Source organism: Burkholderia sp. Ap-955, from assembly GCF_011753045.1.
GTDB classification, from domain to species: domain Bacteria; phylum Pseudomonadota; class Gammaproteobacteria; order Burkholderiales; family Burkholderiaceae; genus Burkholderia; species Burkholderia lata_D.
Window position 1 is genome coordinate 1 of the sequence record NZ_VWWH01000135.1, and the last position, 13,307, is coordinate 13,307.

Sequence of the window (13,307 nt, forward strand, 5' to 3'; positions counted from 1 at the left end):
CGCGCCCGTCGAGCCGCGCGGCGCCGAACGCGTGCAGCAGCGCGCGGCGCATCGTGCGCGGCGGCGTCGCGGCCAGCACGTCGAGCGCGTCGTCGCCGAGGGTGTCCGGGAAGCGCCGCCCCCATGCATGCGACGTGCGGATCTCGTCGTAGATCGTCTGCGCGATCCGGCGCGCGCCGGCCGCATCGGGCGGCTCGATCTCGTACACGTTCATCCGGTTGAGCAGCGGCTCCGGAATCGCGTGCGCCTCGTTCGCGGTCGCGATCCAGATCACGTTGCCCGCATCGATCGGCACTTCCGCGAATTCGTCGATGAATGCGCGCGCGGTGTCGTGCTCGAGCAACGCATACAGCGCGCCGAGCGGATCGTATTGCGCATCGCTGCCGGCCTTGTCGATCTCGTCGACCGCGATCACCGGGTTCGCGTAGCTGCCGTTCACCAGCGCATCGAACACCTTGCCGGGCTTCGCGTTCTTCCATTGCGACGACGCACCCGACAGGATCCAGCCGGCCGTCAGCGAACTCATCGGCACGTAGTGGTACGCGGTGCCGAGCAGTAGCGCGAGCGCCTTCGCGAAATGCGTCTTGCCGATGCCCGGGGGCCCGAGCAGCAGGATCGGCATCAGTTCGAGCCGGTCCTCCGTTTCGAGGCACAGCGCGACCTGCTTGCGCACGTCTTCGAGCGGCTCGGCGAAATTGGGCAATGCCTCGCCGAGCGCGTCGAACGACGGCATCCGGTTCGGCTTCACGCAGAAGCGCAGATTGCCCGTCTTGAGCATCCTCTCGTAGGTGGCGCGCAATGCGTCGCTCGCGCTCTCGTTCAGGTCATTCAACGCCGTCTCGACCTGCTCGAGGTCGTACACCGTGCTGAAGGATGCCACCGCCAGTTCCTGTTTCACCATCGCCGTCGTCATACCAACCTCGCTGCCGCTTGCCGTCACACGACCATCAGACCCTTACGATTTCAGTGTAGCGATCCCGTATTCCCGCGCAAGCAAGCAGCCACGCGCGTCTGCTGCTAACAGCCGCGCGCGCTGCACGCCGGCGCGCCGCGGCGTATGATCGTCGGTTCACCCACCCGCCGCACCGGCCCGGCCGACCGCGCCCGCGCGGCGCGTCGCCCCCGCCTCGAAGGTATGCCGATGTCCGTCCCCACTGCTGTCCCGCGCGTCGATGCCGATGCGATCGACGCCGTCGACGCGGCGCTCACGTCACGCCGTGCGGTCCGCGCGTTCCTGCCGACGCCGGTGCCGCGCGACACGCTCGAGGCGATCCTCGAAGCCGCGAGCCGCGCGCCGTCGGGCACCAACATCCAGCCATGGCGCGTGTACGTCGCGACGGGCGCCACGCGCGATGCGCTCGCCGCCGCGCTGACCGCGGCGTACGACGATCCCGCGCGCGACGAGAAATACGTCGCCGAGTACGACTACTACCCGCGCGAATGGGTGTCGCCGTACATCGACCGGCGCCGCAAGGTCGGCTGGGACCTGTACGGCCTGTTGAACATCGGCCGCGACGAGAAGGCGCGCATCCATGCGCAGCACGCCCGCAACTTCCGGTTCTTCGATACGCCGGTTGCGCTGTTCTTCACGCTCGACCGCGTGATGACCTACGGTGCATGGCTCGACTGCGGGATGTTCCTGCAGGGCGTGATGACGGCCGCGCGCGCACGCGGGCTCGATACCTGCCCGCAGGCCGCATTTGTGCCGTTTCACCGGATCGTCACCGAACACCTCGGCATTCCCGCCAACGAGCAGTTGGTCTGCGGGATGTCGCTCGGCCATGCGGACCCCGACGCGATCGAGAACCGCCTCGTCACCGAGCGCGCGCCGGTCGCCGAGTTCACGCGCTTTTTCGCTTGAAAACGCATGACGCGGCCCTACCTTTCGAACAGGTACGCATCGTGCTCCGAACCTGCCGCGACGCGTCCTGTCACATCGCGATCGAAATCGATCGGGCGTAAGATGTGCGTCCGTTCCCCGCTATTGCGCGTTTCCGGAGACGTTTCATGCTGAAACACGGCCTGGCCGTCCTGCTCGCGAGCATCGCGCTCGCCGCCCATGCGCAGAGCCCCGCACCGGCCTCCGTCGCGTGGGAGATCCAGGTCGCACGCGACGGTCAGACCATCGACACGTTCCAGCAGCGCACCACCGTGGGTCAGACCCGTACCGATACCCATCGCTATCCGTCCGCCGTGCCGGTCGGCTGCGGCAACGCCGCGCGCGTCGTGCCGACCGAGCGCTCGCGGTCGGTGACGGTCGCGCCGCTCACCGTCGATGCCGGCGCGAACACGGTGTCGGTCGCGCTCGACGTGCAGGAAACGATCGACGACGAAGGCGCGAAGCCGGCCGATCCGTGCGTGCCCGCGTCGCCGCGGCAAATCGTCGCGAGCCACCCCGGCCTGACGGTCGGCGCCGACGCGTGGACCGACTGGACGCTCGTCGAGCAACATCCGCACCTCGTGTACCGCGTGCGTGCGCACGTCGCAAAGGATTGAGCGTCATGTCCGCCGACGCCCTGTCCCTGCCGTTCGCCGAACCGCACGCCGCCCCCGACGAAATCACCGCCGTCAGCTGGAACCTGCACAAGGGCCGTTCGCCGCTCGGCTTCACCGCGTGGAACGCGATGCGCAACTGGATGCAGTCGACGCACGCCGACGTGTATTTCCTGCAGGAAGCGATGGCGCGCCGCATGCCGCGCCCCGTGCTCGCGCCCGGCTTCGGCGCACAGATGGACGACACGGTCGACGACATCTGGCACTGCCAGGCCACCGAGATCGCGCATGCGCTCGACTGGCAGATCGCGCTCGGTCCGAACGTGTTCAAGCCGTCGTGGCGGCACGGCAATGCGATCCTGTCACCGCATCCGCTCGACCTCGGCGGCCGCTGGGACATCTCCGCACACCGCTTCGAGCGGCGCGGCCTGCTGGTCGCGCGCGCGACGCTCGCGGGTTCGCGCCCGGTCACGCTGCTGTGCGCGCACCTCGCGCTCACGCGTGCCGCGCGGCTGCGCCAGATGCACTGGATCGCGCACTGGATCGTGCGCAACGCTGGCGACGGCCCGCTGATGCTCGCCGGCGACTTCAACGACTGGCGCAACGATTCGGTCGCGCTGTTCGGCGAGATCGGGCTGTCCGAGGTCGCGACGCTGCTCGGCGAATCGGGCCGCACGTTCCCCGCGTTCTCGCCGGCGCTCGCGCTCGACAAGATGTTCGTGCGCGGGCTGACGCCGCTCGAATGGCGCGCGCCGTCCGGCGAGGCCGCGTGGCTGTCGGACCACCTGCCGTACATCGCGCGCCTGCGCCTCGAGCCGCAATAGGGCTCCCCACCTCGGCCCGATCTCGGCCGGATTGCGCGCCGCCAAAGCGCGGCCGCGCGGCGCGCGCTACATTAACGACTTGCCTATTCCGCTCCGCCCCGCCGCCGGGCCGCGCCGCCATGACCTACCTGCCGATCCTGCTGCAAATCGCCGTCGTCTATCTCGTCGCGGCGATCACGCCCGGCCCGAATTTCTTCATGATTTCGCAACTGTCGCTCGCGGGCCGGCGCAGCCTCGGTGCCGCGTCGGCGCTCGGCGTCGGCACCGCGTCGATCGCGTGGGCGACGCTCGCGATGCTCGGCCTCGCGGCCGTGCTGCACCAGGTCGAATGGCTGTACGAGGCGATCCGGATCGGCGGCGCCGTGTACCTCGTGTATTTCGGCTTCAAGCTGCTGCGCGCGGGCGTGCGCCGCGATGCGGCGCCGGCCGACGCGCCCGACGAACGCGCGCCGCTGGCCGCGCCGCACGCGCGCGACTACCTGCGTGCGTATCGCAGCGGCCTGTTCACCTGCCTGACGAACCCGAAATCGTGCGCGTTCTGGACCAGCGTGTTCGCGGCGATGCTGCCCGCGCACGTGCCGCTGTGGTTCAACGGCGCGGTGCTGGTGACGATCGGCGTGCTGTCGGCCGGCTGGTATTCGTGCGTCGCGTACCTGTTCGCGAGCCCGCGCGCGCAGCGCGGCTACCGGCGCGTGCGGCGCCCACTCGACGCGCTGTGCGGCGTGGCGCTCGTCGGCCTCGGCGCGAAACTCGCGGCCGAGCGCTGAAAAACCGAAAGGCAATTGAAATGATTCGTTGCGCCAAATCCGCGCGGCCACGGGGGTCAAGCCCGCGAACGGCGTCAACAGGGTAAAATAACGAGTTCCTCAACCGTCTGTCATCGAGAAGGCGCGTGTCCGACGCGCCGGCCGGCCGATCCGTGATCGGGCCGTCGCACTCGGTTTTTTGCCCGTTTTTGGGCCCGTTACTCGCGTTCGCCACGCGCGTCCGTTTTCAAAGCCATGAGCAAATACGACACCGCCACCGTCCAATCCGTCCATCACTGGACCGACACGCTGTTCAGCTTCACCTGCACCCGTGAGGCGAGCCTGCGCTTCAACAACGGCGAATTCACGATGGTCGGCCTCGAGGTCGACGGCAAGCCGCTCGCGCGCGCCTACTCGATCGTCAGCCCGAACTACGAAGAGCATCTCGAATTCTTCAGCATCAAGGTGCAGAACGGCCCGCTGACGTCGCGCCTGCAGCACCTGAAGGTGGGCGACACGGTGCTGATCGGCAAGAAGCCGACGGGCACGCTGGTCGCCGACAACCTGCTGCCGGGCAAGACGCTGTGGATGCTGTCGACCGGCACGGGCCTCGCGCCGTTCATGTCGATCATCCGCGATCCGGACATCTACGACCGCTTCGACAAGGTGATCCTGACGCACACGTGCCGCCTGAAGGGCGAGCTCGCGTACATGGACTACATCAAGCATGACCTGCCGGGCCACGAGTACCTGGGCGACATCATCAAGGAAAAGCTCGTCTACTACCCGACGGTCACGCGCGAAGCGTTCGACAACGAAGGCCGGATCACCGACCTGATCGCAACGGGCAAGCTGTTCACGGATCTCGACGTCCCGCCGTTCTCGCCGGAAAACGACCGCGTGATGCTGTGCGGCAGCACCGCGATGCTGAAGGACACGACCGACCTGCTGAAGCAGGCCGGCCTCGTCGAAGGCAAGAACAGCGCACCGGGCCACTACGTGATCGAGCGCGCGTTCGTGGACTGATCGATCCCCAAATTTTGCGCATCATCAAGAACCGGAGCGAAAGCTCCGGTTTTTTTTCGTCCCTACTTGGCGAATTCGTAACAAATTGGGATCATCTCATCTCAAATAGTTACATTTGGATACGTCATCGTCCGGTGCTCGGGTGTCAGTGTTTTTCCTACAACACCTTCATCCCGATTATTCACATTTACCCTTAAATGTCCGCCCGACATGACCTTTTCAGAAATTTTGAGATATTATTCGCCGCGCGCGGTTGCCGTTCGGATGAGAGTGGAAGGGTCGGATGCAAGTGTTACAAAACGTAACTTTTGTTACCTCGGCAGGGGGCGATTCTCTGGCGGCGACCGTCATCGAAACGGCAGCCGATCCACGCAGCCAGCCGGTGTCTGAACCGCTTTCTGACAGCAGGGAGAGTCATGGATACGTCGCTTAACGCGCCTTTGGGCGCCCACGCCCCGTTCCCGTCGCAACAGCGCGTGCCGGGCTGCGTCGCGACTCCGCCCATTGCCGACGCCGCGTCGAAACGTGGCGCCTCCGCCGCGCGGATCGCAGCGCTGTCCGCCCAGTTGCTCGCCGCCGACGAAGCGGCCCGCCGCCATCTGGCCGGCGAACTGCACGACGGGCTCGGCGCCGAACTCACCGCTGCGCGATTCGCGCTCGCAAACGTTCAAACGTGGCTGCCGGCCGATGCGCCGGAGGGTTGCCTGCGCGCGCTGGAACTGGCGCAGCAGGCGCTCGACGCCGCGACCGACGCGAATCGCCGGCTGATCGACGAGCGCGACACGCCGGCGCTCGACGCGGGCCTGGTCGGCGCGTTGTCGTCGTGGGCCGACACCCATGCGGCCCGCACCGGCCTGCGCACCAGCTTCGTCTGTGCGGCCGACGCGCGCCTGACGCAGATCGCCGGAGCCAGCGCGCTCGCGGTGTTCCGCGTCGCGCAGGAAGCGTTGTCGAACGTCGCGAAGCACGCACGCGCGACGTCGGTCGACGTGCGGATCGCCACCGACGGCACGCATCTGTCACTGATTGTCTCCGACGATGGGACCGGTTTCTCCCGGAGCCGCCGCACCGGCTATGGTCTCGCCGGCATGCGCGCCCGCTGCGAGGCGTTCGGCGGCAGCTTCGAGACGGCCACGCCGGCAACCGGCCACGGCACGCGCGTCACCGCGCGCTTCGCTTGGGATTCGCTGCTCGCGGTGCCCGTCGCGGCCCGCCGCGCGTCGCTTTCGTGAGGTCGTCATGAGCCTGAACATCCTGCTCGTGGACGATCACGCGATCGTCCGGCAAGGGATCCGCCAGCTGCTGATCGATCGTGGCGTCGCGCGCGACGTCACCGAGGCCGAAACCGGCGGCGACGCGATGGCCGCCGTCGACAAACAGGAATTCGACGTGATCCTGCTCGACATCTCGTTGCCGGACACGAACGGCATCGAGGTGCTCAAGCGCCTCAAGCGCAAGCTGCCGCGCACGCCGGTGCTGATGTTCTCGATGTACCGCGAGGATCAGTACGCGGTGCGCGCGCTGAAGGCCGGCGCCGCCGGCTACCTGTCGAAGACGGTCAACGCCGCGCAGATGATCGGCGCGATCCAGCAGGTCGCGGCCGGCCGCAAGTACGTGAGCCCCGCGATGGCCGAGGCGCTCGCCGAATACGTGTCGTTCGAGAACGAACCGCTGCCGCACGAGAAGCTGTCCGACCGCGAATACCAGACGCTCTGCATGCTCGCGTCGGGCAAGCGGCTCACCGACATCGCGAACACGCTGTCGCTGTCCGTGAAGACGGTGAGCGTGTACCGGTCGCGGCTGCTCGAGAAGATGCGGCTGTCGAACAACGCGGAGCTCACGTTCTACGTGATGAGCAATCGGCTCGTCGACATGGCGCCCACGGCCGGCGCCTGATTTCCCCGGCTCACCCGATTCGTCCGGGCCAGCGACGCGGCACATGCCGCGCCGCCGCCCGCTGTCGCCCGCCTGAAGCGCAAGCGCTTGTTTTATCGGACGATTTTGTGACGAACCGCTGCGACGCAGCGGGTCTTGTGCGCCAAATCGGCTAAAATTGCGGGTTTTCACTCAGTCAGCGCTACCGCGCCCGCGCGCGCTGGCGATTCATCCGCAATGTCTCTCTTCCGCAAGAAAAACGTCGATCGCATGATCGCCGGCGCGCATGCCGCCGGGCTCAAGAAAGCGCTCGGCGCGATCGACCTCACCTTCCTCGGCATCGGCGCGATCATCGGCACCGGTATCTTCGTGCTGACCGGTACCGGCGCCGTGCAGGCCGGCCCCGCCCTGATGCTGTCGTTCGTGATCGCCGCGATCGCCTGCGGCCTCGCCGCACTGTCGTACGCGGAGTTCGCGTCGACGATCCCCGTCGCCGGCTCGATCTACACGTATTCGTACGCCACCCTCGGCGAGCTCGTCGCGTGGATCATCGGCTGGGACCTGATGCTCGAGTACGGCCTCGCGTCGTCGGCCGTATCGGTCGGCTGGTCGGGCTACCTGCAGTCGCTGCTGCAGGGCTTCGGACTCACGCTGCCCACCGTGCTGACGGCCGCGCCCGGTGCGGTGCCGGGCGTCGTCACGTGGTTCAACCTGCCCGCGTTCCTGGTGATGATCGTGATCACGACGCTGCTGTCGATCGGCATCCGCGAGTCGACCCGCATCAACAACATCATGGTGTTCATCAAGGTGTCGGTCGTACTGCTCGTGATCGCGGTCGGCGTGTTCCACGTGACGCCCGCGAACTGGAAGCCGTTCATGCCGCACGGCTGGAACGGCGTGTTCGGCGCGGCGGCCGTGATGTTCTTCGCGTTCATCGGCTTCGACGCGGTGTCGTCGGCGGCCGAGGAAGTGAAGAACCCGAAGCGCGACCTGCCGATCGGCATCATCGCGTCGCTCGCGGTGTGCGCGGTGCTGTACGTGACGGTCGCCGCGGTCGCGACCGGCATCGTGCCGTCGGCCCAGTACGCGAACATCTCGCACCCGATCTCGTACGCGCTGCAGAAGGCCGGTGAAACGTGGGTGGCAGGCTTCATCGATCTCGGCGCCGTGCTCGGCATGCTGACCGTGATCCTCGTGATGAGCTACGGCCAGACGCGCGTGATCTTCGCGATGTCGCGCGACGGGCTGCTGCCGGCAGCGCTGTCGCGCGTGCACCCTCGCTACGCGACGCCGTTCCTGACGACCTGGCTCGTCGGCCTGTTCTTCGGGCTGATCGCCGCGCTCGTGCCGCTCAACGTGCTCGCCGAGCTGATCAACATCGGCACGCTCGCCGCGTTCTCGATGGTGTCGATCGCCGTGCTCGTGCTGCGCCGCACGCACCCCGACCTGCCACGCGCGTTCCGCTGCCCCGGCGTGCCGGTGGTGCCGATCCTCGCGGTCGCGTCGTGCCTGTTCCTGATGCTGAACCTGCAGCCCATCACGTGGGCCGCGTTCGGCATCTGGCTCGTGATCGGCCTCGTGATCTACTTCCTGTACTCGCGCCACCACTCGAAGCTCGCGCACGGTCACCACGACGCGCACTGAGCGCCGCCGTGCCGCTCGCGGCACGGTACGCACCCGCGGGGCCGGACGCCGGCCCCGCCCCCTCCCCGCCCTGCCTTCACCCGTCCCGCCGCCACGTTGCCTTTCCTGCAACGATCCGCACGTCAATTCCGGTTCCCATTGGTCATTTTCCGAATGCCGATATATTCGGTTCGGATCGGCATATTTATCGATTAAAAATGTAATTCGATTGAATTGAATATGAATAGATGAAAATAATCACGCGGCCGACATTGAACTCTGGCATTCGCCAACCTAGTATTCAGGTCGGCCGGTCGCACACCCGCCCCGCCTAGACCAGACGGGGCACGAGCCGCAGCAGGAGCGCGGCGGGATGCGATCGATTTCCTCGAAGCGCCTTTTTATAAAGCACAACTTCAGCGCGCGTTCAAAAACTAATTTTCAGCATATTTTTAATTAAAAACAATCACGGCCGGATAATCCGGTCGACGGTATTTTATTGCCTCCGTCCGGAGGCATGTCGCGGTACCTGTCCGAAGTTCAACAAGAACCAGAGAGGTCTGTCATGAGCAATACATTGGTCAACGTCACGGCGAAGGTCGAAATCAGCGCGGCCAACCAGACGATCGCGGGGCTCAAGGATTACCAAAGCAAGAACTGGGCGATCGGGCTGAACGGGGATACGCTCGCGCCGGACGGTTTCCTGACGTTCTTCACCGAGCGCAACCTGCCGTTCAGCTACTACGTCCGCGCGCGCGGTGTCTCGGTCGGCGAACCGAGCGCCTACCAGGCGAACATCGAGACGCTGACGCAGCACATCGCCGCGATTCGCGCGTCGGAGACGAACCAGGTCCAGGCGACCATCCGCGAGCTCGAGCTGTACAAGTCGCGGAACTGGGCGATCGGCCTGAACGGCACGACGCTGCAACCGGACAATTTCCTGCCGTTCTTCGGCACCCGCTCCGTGCCGTTCGAGTACTACGTGCGCAGCGGCGGCGTCGAGCTCGGCTCGCCGAACGCGTATGACAACAACATCCGCAACCTGACGCAGTACCTGGGCTCGCTCTGACGGAGTGACCCGCCGGGCGGATGCGTCCGCCCGGCGACCTGCCGGCGGCCCGTCTCCGGCCGCCCTGCCCGCCTTCCTCGCTGCTGCGCTTCTCCCTTCCCGTTTTGCGCGTTCCGTCGTTGCCTGCACGCTTGCCGCGGCCGGTTCATAATCGCGCCATCGAACGGCGGCCCGCATCGGCGGTGTCGCCCGGCAACAGGAAGAAGATGATGGAAAGCGTCGATCTCGATGTATTGAAATCCAGCGCGCGCTGGCTCGAAGAAGGGCGCCGCGTGCTGCTCGTGACGGTCGTGAAGACGTGGGGCTCGTCGCCCCGCCCCGAAGGCGCGATGCTCGCGGTGCGCGAGGACGGGCTCGTGGTCGGCTCCGTGTCCGGCGGGTGTATCGAGGACGACCTGATCGCCCGTGTGCACGCAAGCGGGATCGCGGCCGATGCACGCCCGGAAGCGCTCAAGTACGGCGTGACGGCCGAGGAAGCGCACCGCTTCGGGCTGCCGTGCGGCGGCACGATCCAGCTCGTGCTCGAGCCGCTCACGCGCGACAGCGGGATCGCCGCGCTGTGCGCGGAAGTCGAGGCCGGCCGCCTCGTCACGCGCACGATGACGCTCGCGACCGGCCGCGCATCGCTGTCGCCCGCGCAGGCGGCCGACGGGCTCGCGTTCGACGGCGAGCGGCTCGTGACGATCCACGGGCCGCGCTACCGGATGCTCGTGATCGGCGCCGGTCAGTTGTCGCGCTATCTGTGCCAGATCGCGGTCGGGCTCGACTACCAGGTGACGGTGTGCGATCCGCGCGAGGAATACACGGATGCATGGGACGTGCCGGGTACGCGCGTCGTGCACACGATGCCCGACGATACGGTACTCGACATGAACCTCGATGCGCGCTCGGCGGTGATCGCGCTCACGCACGACCCGAAGCTCGACGATCTCGCGCTGATGGAGGCGCTGAAGACGCCCGCGTTCTACGTGGGCGCGCTCGGCTCGCGGCGCAACAATGCGGCACGGCGCGAGCGGCTGCGCGAATTCGACCTGAACGAAGCGGAACTGGCCCGGCTGCACGGGCCGGCCGGCATCTATATCGGCAGCCGGACGCCGCCGGAAATCGCGATCTCGATCCTCGCCGAGATCACCGCCGCGAAGAACAACGTGTCGCTGCCGACGATCCTGCAGGTCGAGGGCGCGAAGGCCGCGCGCGAGATCGCCGCAAACAGCGGCGTGGCCTGCGGCCTCTGATCGCCAGCGACTCCGGCGCGGGGTCGCGCCGGGTACGGTACGCGTCCGCGACGGGCGAAGCGGACGAAACCGACGAAAGCGCACGCGCCGGCGCCAGGCCGGCGCGGGCCGCCGATCAGGTCAGGCCGGCGGCCAGCGCCGCGGCGACCGAACCGACCACCAGCACGACGCCGACCGTGCGGCGCTTGTTCAGCTCGGTCCACAGCAGCACGCCGGTCAGCGACAGCAGGATCAGCGAGCCCGCGATCGTGTCCATCAACAGCACCCAGCCGAGATTCATCCCGACGCCGCGATGCAGGTTGTTCAGCGTCGTCAGGAACGTGTTGCCCGTGCGTTTCACCGCGACGTAGCCGTTGCCGACCCAGTATTCGGCCTGCAGGTTCTGGTGCGGGCCGAACAGGCCCATCTGCCAGTGCTCCGGCTGCATCACGCGCTTGTCGCCCCACGCGACGGGCTGCGCCGGCTCCTTGCGCATGCGGCCCGGCTTGCCGTCGAAATGCAGTTCGTGCTGCAGCCACTTCGTCATCGCGGCGGGCGTCTTCGGCGCCGGATCCGGCAGCGCGATCTGCATCTCCTCGACCTGCGGCTCGCCGGTCGAAATCTTCAGCGGCGGCGCGCGGTGGTTGAGCAGCACGCCCGTCACGCCGAACAGCAACCCCAGCACCGCGCCCCACAGCCCGACCCAGCCATGCACCTTGCGCAGCCACTTGATGAAGGTCGCGCGGCGCGAACGCTGGCGGCGTGCGGCCAGTTCGTCGTCGCTCAGCGGGCGGGCCGCCGGGTGCAGCACGGTGACGCCCGCGCGGGAAGCCCCAGTCCGGGGCGGATTGATCGTTTCGGGCGCGTTCACGCGAGAGGTTCCATTCGTTCAAAACAACGGCGGCGCGCAAAGCGTGCGCGCCGCCCGGGCAGCATGAAAATGAGAATGGATATCATTACACAAATCTATTACAGGCTCAATCCGCCGGGTACGCCGCGGCGAGCCCGTCGAGCGAGGAAATTCGGGCGAAGCACGACCGTTGCAGCACGATGCCGATCGATAGGCGAAAAATACCGACAGAATGACCTTGCAAGATCAAGGCGGCATTTCGTAAGAAATCGCGCGGCGCAGCGCCGTTCAGCGCAGCGGCGGCAGCGGAAAGCGCGATGCGGCGGCGTCCGGCGCGGGGGCGGCACGGTCGAGCGAGTACAGCCACGCGAGCAGATCCGCGACCGCCTGGTAGAGCTGCGGCGGAATCCGGTCGTCGAGATCGACCTGCATCAGCAGCGACACCATCTCTGGCGCCGTATGCACGTACAACCCGGCGTCGTGCGCGCGCGCGACGATCATCTCGGCGAGCGCGCCATAGCCCTTCGCGACCACGCGCGGCGCGGCATCGCCGCCCTTCGGATCGTAGACGAGCGCGGCCGCGCGCTTGCGGGACGTCATGCTCATGGCAGCACCTCGTCGTCGGTATCCGGCGCACGCGTCGCCGGGCCGCCGGCCGAGGCCGACGCCGAACCGCGCGCATACGCGGCAGCCGCCGCCTGGGCCGCAAATAGGTCGAAGCCGTCCGGGCCGTCGTCGACCGCGCGGATCGACAGCCCGCCCACCTTGAGCCCCGACACTTCGAGCCGCTGCCGCAGCGCCGCCTCGTGCCGCGTGAGGCGGTCGGCACCCGTCTGGTTCGCACGCAGCCGCGCGACGAGCTGCGTGCCGTTCAGCACCAGCTCCGCGTCGACCGTGCCGAGCGACGGCAACGTCAGCGTGAGGCGCGTGCGCCAAGCCATGCCGTCGCCCGTGTCGCCGTCACCGCGCGACGCACGGTTGCCCGGATCGTCGGGCTCGATCGTCCAGTCGAGCCGCGCGCCGGGCCACGCCTCGCCCGCCCAGCGGAACTGGTCGGTCGCGAGCGCGTCGAGCTGCTGCCTGACGAGCGGCACGGTGGCCGGATGCACGGTCGCGAGCGTCTGCGCCGGCGAATCGGACGCCGCAGTGGCCAGCTCGGCCCGCACGGGTGTCCAGCGCACATCGGGCCGGTCGCCGAGCAGATCGGCCGTATCGTGCGGCAGCGACGCCCCTTGCCGCGCGCCTGCCGGCAAGGCCTGTGCGGGGTCCCTAGCCGGTGCACCGCCTTGGGCCGGCGTGCCCGGCGGCGCGGTTGCGCGCGCGGTCGCAGCCAATGGCGGACGCGGCTCGAGCAGCTCGTCGAGCAGGTCGGTCGAGCCGTGCCGTGCGGCATCCGGATCGGCCGGTGCGAGCGCGGCCGCGAGGCGCGCCTGCGGCTCGCGCATCAGCGCCGCTAGCGGACGCTGGCCGGCCAGCCACTGCGCGAGATGAGATTCGTAGAAAAGGCCGCTTTCGCTCACGGCCTGCGCGAGCGCCGCGCGCAGCGCCGCGACGGGCAACGTCGCCGCCGCTTCGCGCGCTGCCGCA

14 protein-coding genes are annotated in these 13,307 nt (G+C 67.7%); 10 read left to right on the forward strand and 4 right to left on the reverse strand.

The features are described 5' to 3' along the window. Positions 1-913 (reverse strand): AAA family ATPase (locus tag F3J15_RS34930; protein WP_166896962.1); only part of this gene is annotated, 913 nt, incomplete at its 3' end. 228 nt (positions 914-1,141) lie between these two features. Here F3J15_RS34930 and F3J15_RS34935 point away from each other — a divergent pair. The 10 genes from F3J15_RS34935 (at position 1,142) to F3J15_RS34980 (ending at position 10,891) form a co-directional block, all read left to right on the forward strand. Then, positions 1,142-1,861 carry a nitroreductase gene (locus tag F3J15_RS34935; protein ID WP_166896964.1) on the forward strand — a complete coding sequence of 240 codons (720 nt, stop codon included), beginning with the start codon at positions 1,142-1,144 and terminating at the stop codon, positions 1,859-1,861. A gap of 146 nt (positions 1,862-2,007) precedes the next feature. After that, positions 2,008-2,496 carry a hypothetical protein gene (locus tag F3J15_RS34940; RefSeq protein WP_166896966.1) on the forward strand — a complete coding sequence of 163 codons (489 nt, stop codon included), beginning with the start codon at positions 2,008-2,010 and terminating at the stop codon, positions 2,494-2,496. A gap of 5 nt (positions 2,497-2,501) precedes the next feature. Then, positions 2,502-3,317 (forward strand): endonuclease/exonuclease/phosphatase family protein, encoded by an 816-nt coding sequence (locus tag F3J15_RS34945; protein WP_166896968.1) that lies wholly within the window; start codon positions 2,502-2,504, stop codon positions 3,315-3,317. Positions 3,318-3,436: 119 nt separating this feature from the next. After that, positions 3,437-4,084 (forward strand): LysE family transporter, encoded by a 648-nt coding sequence (locus F3J15_RS34950; RefSeq protein WP_166896970.1) that lies wholly within the window; start codon positions 3,437-3,439, stop codon positions 4,082-4,084. 234 nt (positions 4,085-4,318) lie between these two features. Beyond that, positions 4,319-5,089: a ferredoxin--NADP reductase gene (locus F3J15_RS34955; RefSeq protein WP_034179295.1), complete on the forward strand. Its 771-nt coding sequence runs from the start codon at positions 4,319-4,321 to the stop codon at positions 5,087-5,089. Between the two features lie 416 nt (positions 5,090-5,505). Further along, the gene (gene rqpS / locus F3J15_RS34960; protein ID WP_166896972.1) at positions 5,506-6,321 is read left to right on the forward strand and encodes a quorum system sensor histidine kinase RqpS; all 816 of its coding nucleotides are present in this window, start codon (positions 5,506-5,508) and stop codon (positions 6,319-6,321) included. Between the two features lie 7 nt (positions 6,322-6,328). Further along, positions 6,329-6,985, forward strand: a complete 657-nt coding sequence (rqpR, locus tag F3J15_RS34965) for a response regulator transcription factor RqpR (RefSeq protein ID WP_039354771.1) — start codon at positions 6,329-6,331, stop codon at positions 6,983-6,985. 216 nt (positions 6,986-7,201) lie between these two features. Beyond that, the gene (locus tag F3J15_RS34970; RefSeq protein ID WP_011353504.1) at positions 7,202-8,608 is read left to right on the forward strand and encodes an amino acid permease; all 1,407 of its coding nucleotides are present in this window, start codon (positions 7,202-7,204) and stop codon (positions 8,606-8,608) included. A 544-nt stretch (positions 8,609-9,152) separates the two neighbouring features. Continuing rightward, complete coding sequence (locus F3J15_RS34975) at positions 9,153-9,656, forward strand: hypothetical protein (RefSeq protein ID WP_089426546.1); 504 nt, start codon at positions 9,153-9,155, stop codon at positions 9,654-9,656. A gap of 209 nt (positions 9,657-9,865) precedes the next feature. Beyond that, entirely contained in the window at positions 9,866-10,891 is a 1,026-nt protein-coding gene (locus F3J15_RS34980; RefSeq protein ID WP_166896974.1) for an XdhC family protein, read from the forward strand. 115 nt (positions 10,892-11,006) lie between these two features. Here F3J15_RS34980 and F3J15_RS34985 read toward each other — a convergent pair whose 3' ends face one another. The 3 genes from F3J15_RS34985 to F3J15_RS34995 form a co-directional block, all read right to left on the reverse strand. After that, a complete protein-coding gene (locus tag F3J15_RS34985; RefSeq protein WP_166896976.1) occupies positions 11,007-11,741 on the reverse strand; it encodes a PepSY-associated TM helix domain-containing protein in 735 nt (244 codons plus the stop codon). A gap of 267 nt (positions 11,742-12,008) precedes the next feature. Beyond that, positions 12,009-12,326 carry an EscU/YscU/HrcU family type III secretion system export apparatus switch protein gene (locus F3J15_RS34990; RefSeq protein ID WP_166896978.1) on the reverse strand — a complete coding sequence of 106 codons (318 nt, stop codon included), beginning with the start codon at positions 12,324-12,326 and terminating at the stop codon, positions 12,009-12,011. Beyond that, positions 12,323-13,307 (reverse strand): flagellar hook-length control protein FliK (locus tag F3J15_RS34995; RefSeq protein WP_166896980.1); only part of this gene is annotated, 985 nt, incomplete at its 5' end. The genes F3J15_RS34990 and F3J15_RS34995, both read right to left, overlap by 4 nt.

Bases quoted from the DNA above. Each gene is read 5' to 3' on its own strand.
- F3J15_RS34990 (WP_166896978.1), bottom strand. From the start codon at position 12,326: ATGAGCATGACGTCCCGCAAGCGCGCGGCCGCGCTCGTCTACGATCCG.
- F3J15_RS34950 (WP_166896970.1), top strand. From the start codon at position 3,437: ATGACCTACCTGCCGATCCTGCTGCAAATCGCCGTCGTCTATCTCGTC.
- F3J15_RS34975 (WP_089426546.1), top strand. From the start codon at position 9,153: ATGAGCAATACATTGGTCAACGTCACGGCGAAGGTCGAAATCAGCGCG.
- F3J15_RS34970 (WP_011353504.1), top strand. From the start codon at position 7,202: ATGTCTCTCTTCCGCAAGAAAAACGTCGATCGCATGATCGCCGGCGCG.
- F3J15_RS34980 (WP_166896974.1), top strand. From the start codon at position 9,866: ATGGAAAGCGTCGATCTCGATGTATTGAAATCCAGCGCGCGCTGGCTC.
- rqpR (WP_039354771.1), top strand. From the start codon at position 6,329: ATGAGCCTGAACATCCTGCTCGTGGACGATCACGCGATCGTCCGGCAA.
- F3J15_RS34945 (WP_166896968.1), top strand. From the start codon at position 2,502: ATGTCCGCCGACGCCCTGTCCCTGCCGTTCGCCGAACCGCACGCCGCC.
- F3J15_RS34955 (WP_034179295.1), top strand. From the start codon at position 4,319: ATGAGCAAATACGACACCGCCACCGTCCAATCCGTCCATCACTGGACC.
- F3J15_RS34940 (WP_166896966.1), top strand. From the start codon at position 2,008: ATGCTGAAACACGGCCTGGCCGTCCTGCTCGCGAGCATCGCGCTCGCC.
- rqpS (WP_166896972.1), top strand. From the start codon at position 5,506: ATGGATACGTCGCTTAACGCGCCTTTGGGCGCCCACGCCCCGTTCCCG.
- F3J15_RS34935 (WP_166896964.1), top strand. From the start codon at position 1,142: ATGTCCGTCCCCACTGCTGTCCCGCGCGTCGATGCCGATGCGATCGAC.